Source organism: Clostridium sp. AF20-7, from assembly GCF_003479275.1.
Taxonomy (GTDB): Bacteria; Bacillota; Clostridia; order Lachnospirales; family Lachnospiraceae; genus Otoolea; species Otoolea fessa.
In genome coordinates this window covers 225,528-243,448 of sequence record NZ_QUGF01000005.1, presented here as the reverse complement: position 1 = coordinate 243,448, position 17,921 = coordinate 225,528, and the positions used below count along the sequence as shown (strand labels likewise).

Here is a 17,921-nt window from a genome sequence, read left to right as displayed (position 1 = left end):
TTGGCATGAATCGGAATAGAATGAACAAAAAAAGGATGGGGCGCGCGCGTGTGCTTTCACGGGCAGCGGCTGGCATGCTGGCAGCAGCGCTGTGCTTTCAGCCGATGACAGCGCTGGCAGGACCGGCGGGAGATTCTTCTCTTACATCGTCATCCTCGAATGCGGGGCCGGGCGGCGGTTCGGGCAGCTCCAATTCGGGAAGTACAGGCAGCTCTGGCGGTTCGACTTCTGTTTCCAATGGAGGTGTGAGCGCGGTCACATCGGGGCTTGGCGTGTACCGGGTGACGGAGAATGAGGGGATCGGTGCGATTGCGCGCGGCGTGGATGTGTCTTACTGGCAGCAGAATGTAAATTGGAGCCAGGTGGCATCGGATAATGTACAGTTTGCGATGCTGGCAACCCGGTTCCGCGGTAATGTGGATCCGTTTTTCGCTATGAACGCGGCAAATGCGAGCCAGGCAGGGCTGCGGCTGGGCGCGTACATTTATTCGTATGCGACTTCGGTCGAAATGGCGCAGCAGGAGGCGGATTTTGTCCTGAATCTTATCAAGGATTATCCTATCTCCTTCCCGGTTGTCTTTGATGCCGAGGATGCTAATACGCTGGGAACCCTGACGCAGTCTCAGGTCAGCGATGTGATCAACGCGTTCTGTAAGCGGATTCAGGATGCAGGATATTATCCGATGGTCTATGCAAATGAATACTGGATTGCCAATAAGATCGATATGTCGAAGATTTCGTATGATATATGGGTGGCAAAATACCAGCAGAAGTATACATATTCAAAGACCTCGATGTGGCAGGCGTCCAACACCGGTTCGGTCAAGGGCGTGAACGGCAATGTGGATATTGATTATCTGTATAAAGATTATACGCAGATCATTCCGGGCAATACCTGGCGGACGATCGCGGGGAACCGTTACTATTATCAGAACCATGTGATGCAGAAAGCGGCGTGGATCAACGATGGTCAGAATTGGTACTATATGAATGCGGCGGGCAATCCGTCTAAAGGATGGCTGGAGCTTTCGGGCAAAAAGTATTATCTGGAGGCGGACGGTCATATGATTACCGGCTGGAAGACGCTGGACGGCGGCTGGCGTTACTTTGACGCATCTGGCGAACAGGCGACGGGCTGGCGTGCGGTCGATGGAAGCTGGTATTTCATGGCGGACAATGGTCTGATGCAGACCGGCTGGCTGGAGACAGGCGGCAAGAAATATTATCTGAACGCATCCGGCGCGATGCAGGCGGGCTGGCAGAACCTGGGCGGAAGCTGGTATTACTTTGACGGCTCCGGCGCCATGACGACGGGCTGGCAGGTAGTCGGCGGAAAGTGGTATTACATGAATGAGTCCGGCGTGATGCGGACCGGCTGGCTGGATCTTGGCGGTAAGAAATATTACCTGGATGCCAGCGGCGCGATGTATGCAGGTATTACGTTCGAGATGGATGGAAATACCTGGCAGGCAGCGGCAGACGGAAGCTGCACGGTAGTTCTGCCGGAGGAGAATGCGGCGGGAAATGGCGGTTCGACGGATGGACAGACTCCGATAACCGGAAGCCAGTCACCGGTGCAGCCGTCCGGTCCGGCAGGGGTATAATATAAATATGATTTGAACCAGTACCCAGATATTGGAGCTGATTCAGTTAAAAAAATGAAAAAGTAAACAAATTCGAACGGAAATAACTTGCTTTTTTGCCGACCTCATTATACAATGTTAAACAGGCAAAAAAATGGACTTGCTTATGGGATGGAGGAAACCAGCATAAGTAATCTGGCATAACATGACGTTTCAAACTGCTATATCAACTGTATGTGCAAGATAAGCTGCGGCTGTTCCGGTGCGGATTTGACGAAAGATGCGAGGCTCTTCTGGCTGCAAATTAGGAAGAGCCTCGGTATGCGTTATATCGGCAAAAGCGCAGAATCGGGATGGCGGGCACAGAAGTAGTGCGAAAGCGGGGGCGTTTGTCAGCAGGAAACTGTGAAAGCAGTGGTTCGCAGGCAGACAGCTGCGCTAAGACGCAGGCAGGGAAAGGTCGGAGAATGCAGATTCCGGATTTAGTACTGCATGGAAGCAGCGTGTTTTTACATATTGTATAATGATTATATAATCAGAACCGTCGGCGGAGTTGTAGTGCTAAAAAAGGGATGTCAGTGCGGCTGGCTGCCGGAATCATTTCCGGAAACAGGGATGAGGGCAGTGTTTGTCATCAGTCAGGCACCGGACAGCGCTTATGTGAGAATCGAATAACAAGTCAGTGGTACAGATGTTTATGTATGCATGGCTATTAAAGTCGGATTCGCATAGACGGAAGTGCATGCCATTTATGTATGCAGAGGAGAGTGTACAATCCTCTGCTGCCGCAGCGTGTCAGATGGAGAATTCCCGGAGTGGATGACAAGCTCTGGAAATTTTGCAAAAACACCTGCAAACACAGATAGGTGGGAAGTATCACGGATGGCGCCATGAAAGAAACATGGATGCTGTCAGGATATGATTCACGAAGAAAGAGGGACGTCCGTCAAAGCATGGAACGATCTAATTACGAGGTGACACATTTATGAAACAGAATATGAAAAGAATGCTGCTTGTACTTTGCATGGCAGTCTGCTTTTTCGCTCTGTCCGCCTGTGGTAGCGCTTCTGAAGAAGCGGTAGAGCCGATTTCTCCGGAGATCGAGCAGACCATGAGCGATGGCGCTAAGAGCTATCTGGAGCAGTTCGCCAGCTACAGTGACGAAGATCTGGCAGCACAGCTGAAACAGGCTGAGAAGCAGAAAAACACAGTCATTGAGTCTGCAATTTCTTCCTGGACCAGTTCTAAGGACGATTTAGGCAAGATGGGTGAGGTTCAGAGCGTGACCGTAGAGCGCGCCGATGATGACAGCTACACAGCAGTTGTTCAGGCTTCCTTTGAGAAGAGAGACTTGACTTTCTCCCTGACCGCTGAGGAGAGCGTAAGCAGCTACGGCGGTACTTCTCTGGTACCGACCGAGTTATCCTTTGTTGTAAACTACAGCTTCGGTGAGAAGATGGAGAAGGCAGCATTAAATACCCTGATGGGTATGGGTACCGTATTCCTGGTACTGATTTTCATCAGCTTAATTATCAGCAGCTTCAAGAAGGTTAACGAGATTGAGGCAAATGTAAAGGCTAAAAAAGCAGGAGCAGAGGCACCGGCAGCAGCACCGGCACCTGTACAGACTGCAGCACCGGCAGCAGCGCCGGCACGTACCGCAGCACCAGCAGCAGGCAATGCGGCAAACGATGGAGAACTGGTAGCAGTTATCACTGCAGCGATCGCAGCAGCAACCGGCGTACCGGCAGACAGCGTAAATATCCGCTCCATTACACGTAAATAATCATCGATAAAATCTGGAGGAATTTAAAATGAAGAATTATACTATCACCGTAAATGGTACAGCATATCAGGTAACCGTAGAAGAGGGATTTGCAGGCGCAGCAGCACCGGCTCCAGCAGCAGCTCCAGCACCGGCAGCAGCACCGGCTCCAGCAGCAGCACCGGCAGCAGGCGGCGTAACCATCACATCCCCGATGCCAGGTAAGATCCTTGGTATTAAGGCAGCAGCTGGCACAGCTGTAAAACGTGGTCAGGTTATCCTGCTTCTGGAAGCTATGAAGATGGAGAACGAGATCGTAGCTCCTCAGGACGGTACCGTTGCCAGTGTTAATGTTGCAGTAGGCGATATGGTAGAACCGGGCGCAGTTCTTGCTACATTAAACTAATCTAATTTTTATAAAACTGGCTGAAAAAATACGGGATATGTTATTCCGTTTGGAGGAATTAATATGGAATATATAACAACTACATTGTCCAATCTTCTTCAGCAGACAGCATTCTTAAACCTGACATTTGGAAACATCGTTATGATTTTCGTAGCGCTGATTTTCCTGTATCTGGCAATCGGAAAAGGATTCGAGCCGTTACTGCTTCTTCCGATTTCCTTTGGTATGCTGCTTGTAAATATCTATCCGGATATTATGAGATCGATTGAAGACTCATCGAACGGAGTTGGTGGACTTTTACATTACTTTTATTTACTGGATGAGTGGAGTATCTTACCATCCCTCATCTTCATGGGTGTCGGTGCGATGACAGACTTCGGTCCGCTGATCGCTAACCCGAAGAGCTTCCTGCTTGGTGCAGCTGCTCAGTTCGGTATCTACGGCGCTTACTTCATGGCTATCTTCATGGGATTCAACGATAAGGCTGCGGCTGCTATCTCCATCATCGGTGGTGCAGACGGCCCGACCTCTATCTTCCTGGCTGGTAAACTTGGTCAGACAGGTCTGATGGGACCGATTGCCGTAGCAGCTTACTCCTACATGGCTCTGGTTCCGATTATCCAGCCGCCGATCATGAAACTCCTTACCACCAAAGAGGAGAGAGAGATCCGTATGGAGCAGCTTCGTCCGGTATCCAAACTGGAGAAGATTCTGTTCCCGGTTGTTGTTACAATCGTTGTCTGCATGATTCTGCCGACAACTGCTCCGCTGGTTGGTATGCTTATGCTTGGTAACCTGTTCCGTGAGTCTGGTGTTGTTAAGCAGCTGACAGAGACTGCTTCCAACGCCCTGATGTACATCGTCGTTATCTTCCTGGGTACTTCCGTAGGTGCTACTACCAGTGCAGAGGCTTTCTTAAACCTGGATACCATCAAGATCGTAGTTCTGGGTCTGATTGCATTCGCTCTGGGTACTGCAGCAGGTGTTATCTTCGGTAAGATTATGTGCAAGGTAACTCATGGTAAGGTAAACCCGCTGATCGGTTCCGCAGGTGTATCTGCAGTTCCGATGGCAGCACGTGTATCCCAGAAGGTTGGTTCTGAGGCAGATCCGAGCAACTTCCTTCTGATGCACGCAATGGGACCGAACGTAGCTGGTGTTATCGGTACTGCCGTAGCAGCAGGTACATTCATGGCTATCTTTGGCGTGAAATAGGATCGAGCAGATTTATTCTGAATAATGTATTTATATAGTAGGGTGGGATTCTTCGGGATCCTGCCCTATTGTTATATGCAAACGTCGGTTGCTGTTCACAGGTAGGAATTTTCTGAACTGAAAATTCCGTACGATACAGTTCCGGCAGCAGATTTTGCCGATTTGGAATGCGTAGCATCGGCAAAATCCCGTTGCTGGGCACACGTGTGTGAACAGTAACAAACGTCGTTTTTTGTCGAATTTAATCGGTCGAAATAGTTTGCTTTTTGCTGGTGGAAGACGTAAAATGACAGTGAAGTAAGGAGGAATGGCACTAGAGAATAGAAAAGGAGAATGCATAGGATGGCGGATATGAGAGAAGAATTAGTTCAAAAGATTGAACAGGCAAGACAGCAGCTGAATCAAAATATTGACACAAAGGCAGCATATGACATAATTTATCACTACAGTGTGGAGCTTGACAAACTCTTAAATCAGTATATCGGGCTGGAGACGGAGACTGAAAGAGGGCTGGAGACGGCGCTATAAAATAAGAGTGGAAATAGAAACAAATATAGATAAGTACAGAAAACTCAGGTACGTGTGTTCGGAAAAAGAACCGGTGCCTGAGTTTTCTGATTTTTTTTCGATTTAGACCTTGCCATTTTGATGGGCATGTACTAAAATAAACATAACAAGTGGTAGAAAGTGGTGAAAAGTGGAACGAAATGGATTTTCGGGACACAAAAGTGGTACACATCGGATGACGGGTGATTGATATGTTCATGGGAGAATACAATCATACAATCGATGCGAAGGGACGTTTGATCGTTCCGTCGAAGTTCAGGGAACAGCTTGGAGACGAATTTGTGGTGACAAAGGGGTTGGATGGCTGTCTTTTTGTGTACGATAACACCGAGTGGAAAAAGTTCGAAGAGAAGTTACAGGCACTCCCACTTACCAATCAGAATGCCAGAAAATTCTCCCGTTTCTTTCTGGCAGGTGCCTCGGCGTGTGAGGTGGATCGTCAGGGACGAATCCTGCTTCCTTCGGTTCTGCGGGATTTTGCAGGACTCGAGAAGGAGGTTGTCCTGGTCGGCGTCGGAAGCCGGATCGAGATCTGGAACAAGGCGACCTGGGCGGAGAAGAATGTCTATGATGACATGGAAGAGATTGCAGAAAATATGGAAGGCCTTGGCATATGATATTTAATCACAAATCAGTATTATTAAATGAGACGGTTGACAGTCTCTGTGTAAAGCCCCAGGGTATCTATGTGGATGGGACACTGGGAGGCGGCGGTCACGCGAGCGAGGTAGCGGCACGGCTGGGAGACGGCGGACGCCTGATCGGGATTGATCAGGATGCGGACGCGATTGCGGCTGCGTCAGAACGTCTGGCTCCCTTTGGAGATAAGATAACCGTTGTGCGGAGCAATTATGAGCGGATTGCACAGGTGTTAGATGAGCTGGAGATTCCGCAGGTGGATGGAATTTATCTGGATCTGGGTGTTTCTTCCTTCCAGCTTGACACAGCGGAACGGGGATTTACCTATCGCGAGGACGATGCGCCGCTGGATATGCGGATGGATCAGAGAAATGAGCAGACCGCGAAGGACATCGTCAATACCTACAGTGAGATGGAACTGTACCGGATCATCCGGGACTACGGTGAGGATCGGTTTGCGAAGAATATTGCAAAACACATCGTACAGGCACGACAGAAAAAAGAGATTGAGACGACAGGCGAGCTGACGGAGATCATCCGGGCATCGATTCCGGCAAAGGTCCGGGCGACCGGCGGTCATCCGGCAAAGCGTACGTTTCAGGCGATCCGGATCGAGTTAAACCGGGAACTGGATGTGCTGGAAGATTCGATCGATACGATGATTGAGCGCCTGGCACCGGGCGGACGGCTTTCGATCATTACGTTCCATTCTCTGGAAGATAGAATCGTAAAGAACCGTTTCCGGACGAATGAAAATCCATGCATCTGCCCGCCGGATTTTCCGGTCTGTGTCTGTGGACGCAAAAGCCGCGGCAGGGTGATTACAAGAAAACCGATTCTTCCGACCGATCAGGAGATGGAAGAAAACCCGCGTTCCAAGAGCGCAAAGCTCCGGGTATTTGAAAAATCATAAACAAAAGCATAACTGCACCGCAGAACAGAGATCGTTTCAGGTGCGGGGGAGATAAAAGAGAGAAAAAGCGAAAGAGCAGGGAGGGAACGTTATGTCTGTCAGAAGGAGACAACATGTATCGGCCTCCACGTATGTGGACGGTAATACCGTGCGAAAAGTTCAGAGAACCGTGGAGATAAGACCAGAAAGAGATGAGAGAGAGGAGTACCGGCATAAACACGCCGTGCGCCGCAACCAGGAAAAGGCGCTTTACATGAACGGACCGTATGTGCTGGCGCTGACCATCGCTGCGCTGATCACGCTGGTTTTATGTATGAATTATCTGCATAAGCAGGCGTCGATCACGACCCGTATCAGCCACATTGAGGATCTGGAGTTGAAACTGGAGAACCTGAAGTCCGAGAATGATGCACTTCAGACCCGGATTGACACGTATGTGGATCTGGATCATGTATATAAAGTGGCGACCGAAGAGCTCGGCATGGTATATGCAAATAAGGATCAGATTCTTTTATATGACAAGACGGAAAGCGAGTATGTAAGACAGTATGAGGACATCCCAAAACACTAACGGCAGACAGACCTTTCGGAAATATATGCAGGAAAAGCTGGCAATTACCGTCCTGGTAATTATGCTGGCTTTGTTTGCATTGGTGCTGGTGCTTTATAATCTGGTAAAAAGTAAGGGCGAGTCGTACAATCAGATAGTCCTGAGCCATCAGGACTATGAGAGCCGCACGATTCCCTACAAGCGCGGCAATATTATCGACCGGAACGGGACGTATCTGGCGATTAGCGAGAAAGTTTACAATCTGGTCATCGATCCGAAGCAGATTCTGGATACGGAGGAGAACTACCAGTATCTCGATGCCACGCTGGACGCGCTGGTGGAGTGCTTCGGTTACAAGCGGGACGAGCTGCAGGCGATGATCGAGGAGAAAAAAGACAGCCAGTATGTGATCTATGCGAAACAGCTTCCAGCGGAAGACAAAGAGAAGTTTGAGACTTATGAGAAGGACAAGAACAAGGAATACCGGGCGCTGCCGACGGAGGAAGGCGGCAACCAGCGTATCACGGGCGTATGGTTCGAGGAAGAATATAAGAGAACGTATCCGTACAATGAGCTGGCATGCAATGTGGTTGGTTTTGCCCTCAAGGATGGCAATGCATCCGGCGGTGTTGAACAGTATTATAATGATATCCTGAACGGTGTGAGCGGTCGTGAGTATGGTTATTTAAACGGCGATTCGAACGTCGAGCGAACGGTAAAACCGGCGCAGAATGGAAGGACGCTGGAGTTGACGATCGACGTCAACATCCAGAAGATTGTCCAGAAATATCTGGATGAGTGGCAGGCGGGCATTGGAAGTAATCTGGCGGCGGCGATCGTCATGGATCCGAACAGCGGTGAGATCCTGGCGATGGATACGACGACCCGTTACAATCTGAATGATCCGTACAATTTAAGCACCTACTATACGGATGAGGAAATCCAGGCGATGGATGAAAAGACGAAGTCCGAGGCGTGGTATAAAATGTGGAGAAACTTCTGCGTGAGCGACTCCTATGAGCCGGGTTCTCCACAGAAAGCATTTACGGTAGCCGGGGCGATCGAGGAAGGCGCGATTTCCGGAAACGAGGTCTTTGAGTGCGGCGGAAAACTGCATTTCGGAGACTGGGATATCCGGTGTGTTGCCCGAGCCGGTCACGGACCGCTGACGATCACACAGGGATTGATGAAATCCTGCAACGTCGTTATGATGCGTATTGTATCACTGGAGGGAAAAGAGAAGTTTGTCCAGTATCAGAAGATTTTCGGATTTGGCGAGAAGACGGGCATCGACCTTCCGGGCGAGGCGTCCGGTCTGATTTATCAGGCATCCAATATGGATCCGGCATCTCTGGCGACCAACGCATTTGGACAGAACTATAACTGTACGATGGTGCAGATGGCAGCTGGATATGCGTCCTTAATCAACGGCGGTTCCTATTATGAGCCGCATGTGGTAAAAGAGATTCTGAACGACGAAGGATCCGTTGTCAAATCCGTTTCCCCAAATCTGGTGCGAGAGACGGTTTCGGAATCGACCTCGAACTTCATTAATAATGCGCTTTACCAGACAGTATCAGGTGATGGCGGTACCGCGGGCGCGGCGGCAGTTGCTGGTTACGAAGTGGCTGGTAAGACAGGTACGGCGCAGAAGCAGCCGCGTGCGGAGAAGAATTATCTGGTTTCCTTTATCGGATATGCACCGGCATACAATCCGCAGGTACTCTGCTATGTGGTAGTAGATACCCCGCATCTGCCGGGCGAGCAGCAGGCACATTCGACTTTTGCCAGCGAGATTTTCAGCAAGATCATGGCGGAAGTCCTTCCATATAAGAATGTATTCCCGGCAGGCGGCGCGGCACAGGATCTCGAGACCAATCTTTCCAGCCAGGAAGAAGGCATTATAAGCGGCACAGCGACCGAGGATCCGAATGCAGCTGAAACACCGGCAGAGACGACTCCGGCTCCGGAGGGCGGCTGGGCGAACTACGATGAGGAATTTATCGATTCCGGAGACGAGTACAGCTATCCGGATACGATGGGAAATGTGCAGGATGAATCGGCGGCGGTTGGAAACGGAGAAACGTCTGGAACGGGCAGAGACACCGGAACAGCGGATAATGCCGGAGAAACGGCAGCTTCCCAGGAAGCGCAGGCAGCGGGAGATTAAGAATTGTGCCTGTCGGGAAGACTTATCTATCTTGTGTGGAAAATACGTAACTGTTCACAGGTAGGAATTTTCTGAACTGAAAAATCCGTACGATACAGTTCTGGCAGCAGATTTTGCCGATTTGGAATGTGTAGCATCGGCAAAATCCCGTTGCTGTGCACACGTGTGTGAACAGTAACGAAAATACAGAATAAAGAAACGGTTCTTATGATATACTGTAGCAATGAGATCAGACAGGAAGCAGTATGAATCGGAACCGGACGCATCACAGAGGAAGAACTGTCTTTTTGTGCGCCGCCATCTGCCTGTGCATGGCAGGATTGGCGGGGAGACTGTTCTTCCTCATGCTGTATAAAGCGGATTATTACAGCCAGATGGCGGAGGAGCTGCATCAGCGGGAGCGCAGTATCAAAGCGCCGCGCGGGCGGATCCTTGACCGGAACGGAACGGTGATTGCTGATAACCGGACTGTGTGTACTATCTCAGTGATTCATAATCAGGTAAAAGATCCGGAGACAGTTATCCGGGTTTTAAGCGAAGAACTGGGACTTCCGGAGGCGGAGGTGCGGAAAAAGACGGAAAAGCGATCTTCCAGGGAGGTGATCCAGTCCAATGTAGAGAAAACGCGGGGCGATGCGATCCGGGCAATGCGCCTGGAGGGGGTCAAGGTGGATGAGGACTATAAACGATATTATCCATATGGACGTCTGGCATCGAAAGTGCTGGGATTCACCGGGGGAGATAATCAGGGGATCATCGGTCTGGAAGTACAGTATGAGAAGTATTTAAAGGGCACGGATGGCAAGATCCTGACGCTCACGGACGCGGCGGGGATCGAGCTGGAAAATGAGGCGGAGGATCGCATCGAGCCGGAGGCAGGGCGGGATCTGCAGGCGAGTCTGGATGTCAATATCCAGATGTACGCGGAACAGGAGGCGTACCAGACGATGCAGAAAAAGAATGCGAACCGCGTCTCGATCATCGTGATGAACCCGAAGAACGGGGAAATCTATGCAATGGTAAATGCACCGGAGTTTTCATTGAATGAGCCGTTTGAGCTGGTGACAGATGGAAAAAACGAAGATTCAGAAACAGAAGAAGACATATCCTGGAAGAATGAAGTGCAGTCACACGCAGCATCAGCGCAAAATAAACAAGCTCTCCTCAATCAGATGTGGCGCAATCCCTGTTTAAATGATACATACGAACCGGGGTCTACATTCAAAATCGTGACTGCCGCTGCGGGACTGGAGGCGGGCGTGGTCAACCTGACTGATCAGTTTTCCTGCCCGGGATTCCGGATCGTGGAAGATCGGAAGATTCGGTGTCACAAGGTGGGCGGACACGGCGGGGAGACGTTTTTACAGGGAATGATGAATTCCTGCAATCCTGTTCTGATCGATGTCGGACAGCGGCTGGGACCGGAGCGGTACTATCAGTATTTTAAGCAGTTTGGTCTGCTGGGAAAGACTGGGATTGATCTGCCGGGTGAGGCGGGGACGATCATGCACCAGCCGGATCAGATCGGACCGGTGGAGCTGGCGACCGTCTCTTTTGGGCAGTCGTTTCAGATCACGCCGATCCAGCTCATTACAACGGCATCCTCCCTGATCAACGGAGGCACGCGCATCACACCGCACATCGGGATCCGTGCCGTGCGGGCAGATGGTCAGGCAGTCCACGTGTTTACCTATCCAAAAGGGGAGAGAATCTTATCGGAGCAGACGAGTGAGACGCTGCGTTATATTCTGGAACAGGTGGTGGCGGAGGGGAGTGGAAAAAACGCCCGGATCGAGGGCTACCGGATCGGCGGAAAGACGGCAACCTCGGAGAAACTTCCAAGGAGCCGGAAAAAATATATTTCCTCATTTTTAGGGTTTGCACCGGCGGACGATCCGCAGGTGATCGCGCTTATCACCATCGATGAACCGGAAGGAATCTACTATGGCGGGACGATTGCCGCCCCGGTGATCCGCGATCTGTTTGAGGTCATTTTGCCGTATCTGGGGGTGGAGAAAAGAGGTTGATTATTCCCCTAAAAAGACGTATACTATTGAAGTGTATAATTTGAGGAACTATCTCTGTATACATAGGAAGATAAGTTAGAGGTGTGACATGGTAAATGAAACAATACTGGCGGTTATCATCGCATTTGTGGTCAGCGCAGTGCTGTGCCCGATCGTGATACCGTTTCTCCACAGGTTGAAATTCGGACAGCAGGTGCGCGATGACGGACCGCAGACGCATCTGAAAAAGCAGGGAACCCCAACGATGGGCGGTCTGGTAATTCTTTCCAGCATCATCATTACGTCTCTGCTCTATATCCGGGATTATCCGAAGATCATTCCGGTGCTGTTTATGACCGTCGGATTCGGCGTGGTTGGATTTCTGGACGATTACATCAAGATCGTGATGAAACGTTCGGAGGGCTTAAATCCGATTCAGAAGCTGATCGGACAGTTTGTGATCACAGGTATTTTTGCCTATTATATTGTAACCTCACCGGACATCGGAACAGGGATGCTGATTCCATTTACCGGCAAGTATTTACAGCTTCCGGTCTGGCTGTTTGTACCGGCACTGTTCTTCATCATTCTGGGAACTGACAATGGCGTGAACTTCACAGATGGTCTGGACGGTCTGTGCACCAGTGTGACGATTCTGGTAGCAACGTTCTTTACGATCGTGGCGATCGGGGAGAACAGCGGCATTAGCCCGATTACCGGCGCAGTAGTTGGAAGTCTTCTGGGCTTTCTTCTGTTCAATGTCTATCCGGCGCGTGTGTTCATGGGCGATACCGGTTCACTGGCACTCGGCGGTTTTGTCGCTTCCAGTGCCTTTATGATGCAGATGCCGATCTTTATCGCGATCGTGGGTCTGATTTATCTGGTGGAAGTATTATCTGTTATTATTCAGGTAACCTATTTTAAGAAGACGGGCGGAAAGCGTTTTTTCAAGATGGCGCCGATCCATCACCATTTCGAGCTCTGCGGATGGTCTGAGACCAGAGTCGTAGGCGTATTTTCGATTATTACGGCAATCCTTTGCCTTATAGCATACTTAGGATTATAGGAGGAAGATTATGAGTCAGAAAGTATTAGTAGCAGGAACAGGTATCAGCGGTATTGCAGCTGCAAAGCTCCTTCTCTCAAAAGGCGGGGAGGTAGTGCTTTACGATGGCAATGAAAAACTGGATCCAGAGGAGCTGAAAAAGAAATTTGACGAAGGCGCGACGATCACGTTCGTCCTCGGAGAGCTGAAAAAGACGGATTTGTTAGGCGTGGAGCTGGCAATTTTAAGCCCGGGCATCCCGACCGATGCACCGTTTGTAGAGATGATCCGTGAAACCGGTATTCCGATCTGGGGCGAGATGCAGCTTGCATATCACTGTGCCAAAGGACGTATGGCAGCCATTACCGGCACGAACGGAAAGACAACGACGACTTCCCTGACCGGCGAGATCATGAAGTCATTCTATGACAGCGTATTTGTAGTTGGAAATATCGGTGAGCCGTTTGCATTCCACGCATTGGAGACAACGGATGAGACCGTAACTGTCGCAGAGGTATCGAGCTTCATGCTGGAGACCATGACTGATTTCCACCCGAATGTAAGCGCTATTTTAAATATTACCCCGGATCATCTGGATCGTCATAAGACGATGGAATGCTACATCGAGACGAAAGAGAGCATTACCAAGAACCAGAAAGAGGGCGATGTCTGTGTCCTGAACTATGAGGATCCGGTACTGCGTGAATTTGGTGAGACTTTAAAAGACATCAAGGTGGTATATTTTTCCAGTCTGCGTACCCTGAAACAAGGTTTCTACCTGAAAGAGGATGAGATTGTATACAACGACGGCGAGAAAGAGACCGTGATTGTTAATATCCACGATCTGAAGCTACTTGGCCGTCATAACCATGAAAATGTTATGGCAGCGGTTGCTATCAGTATGAACATGGGCGTTCCGCTGGAGAAGATCCAGAAGGTGATCAAGGAATTCAAGGCAGTTGAACACCGCATTGAGTTCGTAACCGAGCGTTTTGGTGTCAAATACTACAACGATTCCAAGGGAACCAACCCGGATGCAGCGATGCAGGCGATCAAGGCGATGCCGGGACCGACCTTATTAATCGCAGGCGGATATGATAAGCATTCCGAGTTTGACGAGTGGATCGAGAGCTTTGGCGGAAAGGTACGCTATCTGGTGCTGATCGGCCAGACCCGCGACAAGATTGCCGAGTGTGCAAAACGCCACGGCTTCAATGATATCATGTACGCGGAAGATCTGCAGGAGGCTGTACAGGTATGTGCATCCTACGCAAATCCGGGCGATAACGTCCTGCTTTCACCGGCATGTGCAAGCTGGGGGCAGTTCAAGAACTTTGAAGAGCGCGGACGCAAATTCAAAGAGTTTGTGAGAAATTTGTAATACCAAGGTTCAAAGGTCGGAAATCCGACGCAAGATTGCTTGCAGGAGGAATTGTGACTTTTGAGAATTGCGGAGTGCAAAGCACGCAGCAATTCGGTATTGGAAGAATAAAGGCTTAATGTATTTAAGGGGGCTGTCGCAGCCGGCATTTGTCTGCGGCAGCCCTGATTTGAAGGAAAAACTGCCGTTTACAGGCAGAATTTCGAAACTGTAACAACAAAAAGCAGGGGAGTGGAAGTATGCCGGAACCGGGAAAAATTAAAAAGAAAAAACCACATCGGTTTTATGATTACAGTCTGCTGTTTACCATCATTTTCCTGACGGTATTCGGACTGATCATGATTTACAGCGCGAGCTCCTATAAGGCGCAGCTTGATTACGGCAATCCGGGATATTTTATGCTTCGTCAGGCGGGCATCGCGGGTGTCAGCTTTGTTGCGATGTATATCGTCTCCAAGATAGATTATCACTGGTTTGCGCGGTTTGCGATGCTGGGATATATCGTTTCATACGTGACGCTGCTTCTGACGCGTTTTACACCTCTGGGCGTGGCATCGCATGGTAAGAAGCGCTGGCTGCGCCTGGGACCGCTCCAGTTCCAGCCGACCGAGATTGTCAAGATTTCCCTGATTCTGCTTCTGGCGGTTCTGATTGCCAATCTGGGCGTGCGGATCAACCAGCTGCGGGCAGTCGGATTTATCGTGGCGCTGTCGGCGCCGCTGGCACTTTTAGTTACGGCGAACAACTTAAGTTCTGGTATCATCATCTGCGGCATCGTGTTTGTGATGCTGTTTGTGGCGTGCAAGATCAAATGGCCGTTTTTTCTCTGCATCGGAGGCGGCGTTGGACTTCTGGCGGTCGCCCCCTATATAGGGCATTTGCTGGTAAAGCTCCATATCCTGAAGGATTATCAGCTGGGACGAATCAATGTCTGGGTCAACCCGGTGCAGTATGCACGTTCCGGCGGTTATCAGGTGCTCCAGGGTCTGTATGCGATCGGTTCCGGCGGTCTGTTTGGAAAGGGACTGGGCGAGAGTCTCCAGAAGCTCGGTTTCGTGCCGGAGGCGCAGAATGATATGATTTTTTCGATTATCTGTGAGGAATTAGGTCTGTTTGGCGCGATTTCGGTCATTCTGATTTTCATGTTTATGATTTACCGCTTCATGGTAATTGCTGGAAATGCACCGGATCTGATGGGTGCGATGATCGTGATCGGCGTGATGGCACACATCGCGATTCAGGTTATCTTAAATATCGCGGTTGTTACGAATACGATCCCGAACACGGGTGTTACGCTGCCGTTTATCAGTTACGGAGGTACGTCCGTCATGTTCCTGATGCTGGAGATGGGGATGGTGTTAAGCGTCTCGAACCAAATTAAGCTGGAGCAGTAGGAATATTTGGCGGAGTTACATATTTACTTCGGGAAATGTAGAAAATGAGAACCATTTTCTCTCGTTGGCATATAATAATACATAGATGCCGGTGGGAGGGGATTGTTTGGCTTTCATCGAGATTCACGGACCGTGCCGGATTCAGGGCGGACTCACGGTGCAGGGGTCGAAAAATGCAGTTTTGCCGATGATGGCGGCGTCGGTGTTAAACCGCGGAATTACCGTGCTTGAAAATGTCCCCAGAATACAGGATGTGTTCTGTATGATGGGGATTCTTGATTCTCTGGGATGCCGGTGTGCGTTGCACGGAAACCGTCTGGAAATCGATACTTCGAAGATGAATGGCTGGCGGATCGAGCAGAAAGCGATGGGGAAAATGCGCTCGTCCATTATGCTTTTGGGAGCGCTCCTGGGACGCTTTTGCGAGGCGGGGGTCTACAGCCCCGGCGGATGTATGATCGGAAAACGTCCAATCGACTGGCATTTGCGGGCACTCCGTGCGCTGGGCGCGGAAATACAGGAATCGGAGCCGGACGGCTTCCTGCATGCACAGACAACGGGACTTCGCGGGGCAGAGATTATTTTTCCGTTTCCGAGTGTCGGCGCGGTGGAAAATGCCCTGTTTGCCGCTGTGGCAGCGGTGGGGCGGACGGTTCTGCGGGGATGCGCGCGGGAACCGGAGATTGGACAGCTGTGCCATTTCCTAAATGGTATGGGGGCATCGATCCGGGGGATCGGGACGGATGCGCTGATCATAGAAGGCGGATTGCCGCTCCATGACAGCCGGTTTGTGATCGGCGGCGACCGGATCGTAGCCGGGACCTATCTTCTTGCCGCTGCGTCCTGCAGCGGTGAGGTGATCGTGGACGGCGTGCAGACACAGGAGCTGCGTGCATTGACCGGGGTGCTGGAGCATATGGGCGTTTCGCTTTATCAGGAACCGGAACTTATATATGTACACAGCGGACAGCGCCTGCGGGCGGTATCGGTGAAAACCGGACCGTATCCGGCGTTTCCGACTGATCTGCAGCCGTTTTTGATGGCGGCGCTGTCACGGGCAGATGGAACCAGTATGCTGCGGGAGACGGTATTTGAAAACCGGTTTGGCACAGCGGCGGAGCTTCAAAAAATGGGGGCGAACATCGAATGCAGCGGGAACATTGCCCGGATTGACGGAGTGGAAACCTTGCGGGGAGCTTTGGTGCGTGCCCGCGATCTGCGGGGCGGCGCAGCCCTGACGGTGGCAGCCCTGGGGGCGGACGGATGGACCAGAGTATCAGAATGTGAACATATTGAGCGGGGATATGAAGATATTTGCCGGGACTTGCGGGCATTAGGAGCAGAGATCCGGCGCCGGGAGGATGATGGAGATAGAGAAGATACAGATTGAAAAAAAGACAGAGGAAAAGGTATGGCGCCGCCGTGGAAAAAAACATATCTGGATCACGGCGGCAGCACTTCTTGTGGCGGCCGCGTTTTTTGTCGGTCTGTCGCTGCTTCAGATCAATACAATCCATGTCAGTGGAAACCGGCAATATACGGCGGAGCAGATAGAGGCGTCTATTTTCGATTCGCGGCTGAGCCGGAATCCGGTGTTCTGCTATCTGCAGTACCGCTTCCGGCCGCACAAGTCAATTCCGTTCGTGCAGGATTACAAGCTGGTGTTCCGCAGCCCGTCGGACGTGGAGGTGATCGTCTACGAGAAGAGTGTGGTTGGTTACGTTTCCTACATGAACAGCCGGATGTATTTTGACAAGGACGGCATCATTGTGGAGAGCACAAGCGAGACATTGCCGGGTGTGCCGAAGATTGCCGGACTTTCCTTTGGACATATCGTGCTGCATCAGCCGCTGCCGGTCGAGGATATCAGCGTTTTCAACGAGATTCTGAACCTGACGCAGGTACTGTCGGTCAACGAGGTTGCGGTGGACGAGATCCGTTTTAATAAGGAAAAGGAAGCGACGCTTCAAATCAGGAGCTTGAAGGTTGAGCTGGGAAGCAACAGTGAGATGAACGGGAAACTTTCGGAACTGACGGATATTCTGCGGGATTATCCGGATCTGTCCGGAACCCTCTATCTGGACAGCTACGATGAATCGAATGCAAATCCGATGTACCGGTTTGATAAAAACTAGGAAGAATCGGCAAATTCCGTTACTGGCACGTATGCGTGAACAGTAACATTGTGACTGGTTTATTGAAAATTTATAAAAGAAACGATTGATTTTTTGCTGAAAATCAAATATAGTATTAGGTAGGCTAGATTTAAAAGACCCTAATTTTAGTA

General features: G+C 50.5%; 16 protein-coding genes. All 16 read left to right on the top strand.

The annotated features are described in order from the left end of the window. Positions 1 to 5: 5 nt before the first annotated feature. The 16 genes from DWX68_RS06970 to DWX68_RS06895 all read left to right on the top strand — a co-directional run bounded on the left by DWX68_RS06970 (position 6) and on the right by DWX68_RS06895 (position 17,769). Positions 6 to 1,604, top strand: coding sequence for a GH25 family lysozyme (locus DWX68_RS06970; protein WP_243027598.1), 1,599 nt, complete (start codon positions 6 to 8; stop codon positions 1,602 to 1,604). Positions 1,605 to 2,075: 471 nt separating this feature from the next. Continuing rightward, on the top strand, positions 2,076 to 2,258 hold the full coding sequence (locus DWX68_RS06965) for a hypothetical protein (RefSeq protein ID WP_106999720.1): 183 nt from the start codon (positions 2,076 to 2,078) through the stop codon (positions 2,256 to 2,258). A gap of 310 nt (positions 2,259 to 2,568) precedes the next feature. Continuing rightward, complete coding sequence (locus DWX68_RS06960; RefSeq protein WP_118472910.1) at positions 2,569 to 3,369, top strand: OadG family transporter subunit; 801 nt, start codon at positions 2,569 to 2,571, stop codon at positions 3,367 to 3,369. A 28-nt stretch (positions 3,370 to 3,397) separates the two neighbouring features. Beyond that, the gene (locus DWX68_RS06955; protein WP_106999722.1) at positions 3,398 to 3,754 is read left to right on the top strand and encodes a biotin/lipoyl-containing protein; all 357 of its coding nucleotides are present in this window, start codon (positions 3,398 to 3,400) and stop codon (positions 3,752 to 3,754) included. 63 nt (positions 3,755 to 3,817) lie between these two features. Then, the gene (locus DWX68_RS06950) at positions 3,818 to 4,969 is read left to right on the top strand and encodes a sodium ion-translocating decarboxylase subunit beta (protein WP_022360208.1); all 1,152 of its coding nucleotides are present in this window, start codon (positions 3,818 to 3,820) and stop codon (positions 4,967 to 4,969) included. A 342-nt stretch (positions 4,970 to 5,311) separates the two neighbouring features. Then, positions 5,312 to 5,497: an aspartyl-phosphate phosphatase Spo0E family protein gene (locus DWX68_RS06945; protein ID WP_118628890.1), complete on the top strand. Its 186-nt coding sequence runs from the start codon at positions 5,312 to 5,314 to the stop codon at positions 5,495 to 5,497. Positions 5,498 to 5,727: 230 nt separating this feature from the next. After that, positions 5,728 to 6,153: a division/cell wall cluster transcriptional repressor MraZ gene (gene mraZ / locus DWX68_RS06940; RefSeq protein ID WP_022360210.1), complete on the top strand. Its 426-nt coding sequence runs from the start codon at positions 5,728 to 5,730 to the stop codon at positions 6,151 to 6,153. Then, a complete protein-coding gene (gene rsmH, locus DWX68_RS06935; protein WP_022360211.1) occupies positions 6,150 to 7,088 on the top strand; it encodes a 16S rRNA (cytosine(1402)-N(4))-methyltransferase RsmH in 939 nt (312 codons plus the stop codon). The genes mraZ and rsmH overlap by 4 nt, the downstream gene beginning before the upstream one ends. 169 nt (positions 7,089 to 7,257) lie before the next feature. Then, positions 7,258 to 7,659, top strand: a complete 402-nt coding sequence (locus DWX68_RS06930; RefSeq protein WP_347475166.1) for a cell division protein FtsL — start codon at positions 7,258 to 7,260, stop codon at positions 7,657 to 7,659. Next, entirely contained in the window at positions 7,637 to 9,808 is a 2,172-nt protein-coding gene (locus DWX68_RS06925; protein WP_243023442.1) for a penicillin-binding protein 2, read from the top strand. The genes DWX68_RS06930 and DWX68_RS06925 overlap by 23 nt, the downstream gene beginning before the upstream one ends. Positions 9,809 to 10,053: 245 nt before the next feature. Beyond that, positions 10,054 to 11,835 (top strand): penicillin-binding transpeptidase domain-containing protein, encoded by a 1,782-nt coding sequence (locus DWX68_RS06920; RefSeq protein WP_118628889.1) that lies wholly within the window; start codon positions 10,054 to 10,056, stop codon positions 11,833 to 11,835. Between the two features lie 88 nt (positions 11,836 to 11,923). Beyond that, positions 11,924 to 12,880 carry a phospho-N-acetylmuramoyl-pentapeptide-transferase gene (gene mraY / locus DWX68_RS06915; RefSeq protein WP_022360215.1) on the top strand — a complete coding sequence of 319 codons (957 nt, stop codon included), beginning with the start codon at positions 11,924 to 11,926 and terminating at the stop codon, positions 12,878 to 12,880. A 10-nt stretch (positions 12,881 to 12,890) separates the two neighbouring features. After that, positions 12,891 to 14,240 carry a UDP-N-acetylmuramoyl-L-alanine--D-glutamate ligase gene (gene murD, locus DWX68_RS06910; protein WP_106999726.1) on the top strand — a complete coding sequence of 450 codons (1,350 nt, stop codon included), beginning with the start codon at positions 12,891 to 12,893 and terminating at the stop codon, positions 14,238 to 14,240. A gap of 239 nt (positions 14,241 to 14,479) precedes the next feature. After that, positions 14,480 to 15,634: a putative peptidoglycan glycosyltransferase FtsW gene (locus DWX68_RS06905; RefSeq protein ID WP_117795227.1), complete on the top strand. Its 1,155-nt coding sequence runs from the start codon at positions 14,480 to 14,482 to the stop codon at positions 15,632 to 15,634. Positions 15,635 to 15,740: 106 nt separating this feature from the next. Continuing rightward, a complete protein-coding gene (gene murA, locus DWX68_RS06900; RefSeq protein ID WP_118628888.1) occupies positions 15,741 to 17,024 on the top strand; it encodes a UDP-N-acetylglucosamine 1-carboxyvinyltransferase in 1,284 nt (427 codons plus the stop codon). Then, positions 16,996 to 17,769 (top strand): cell division protein FtsQ, encoded by a 774-nt coding sequence (locus DWX68_RS06895; protein ID WP_233430135.1) that lies wholly within the window; start codon positions 16,996 to 16,998, stop codon positions 17,767 to 17,769. The genes murA and DWX68_RS06895 overlap by 29 nt, the downstream gene beginning before the upstream one ends. Positions 17,770 to 17,921: the final 152 nt, after the last annotated feature.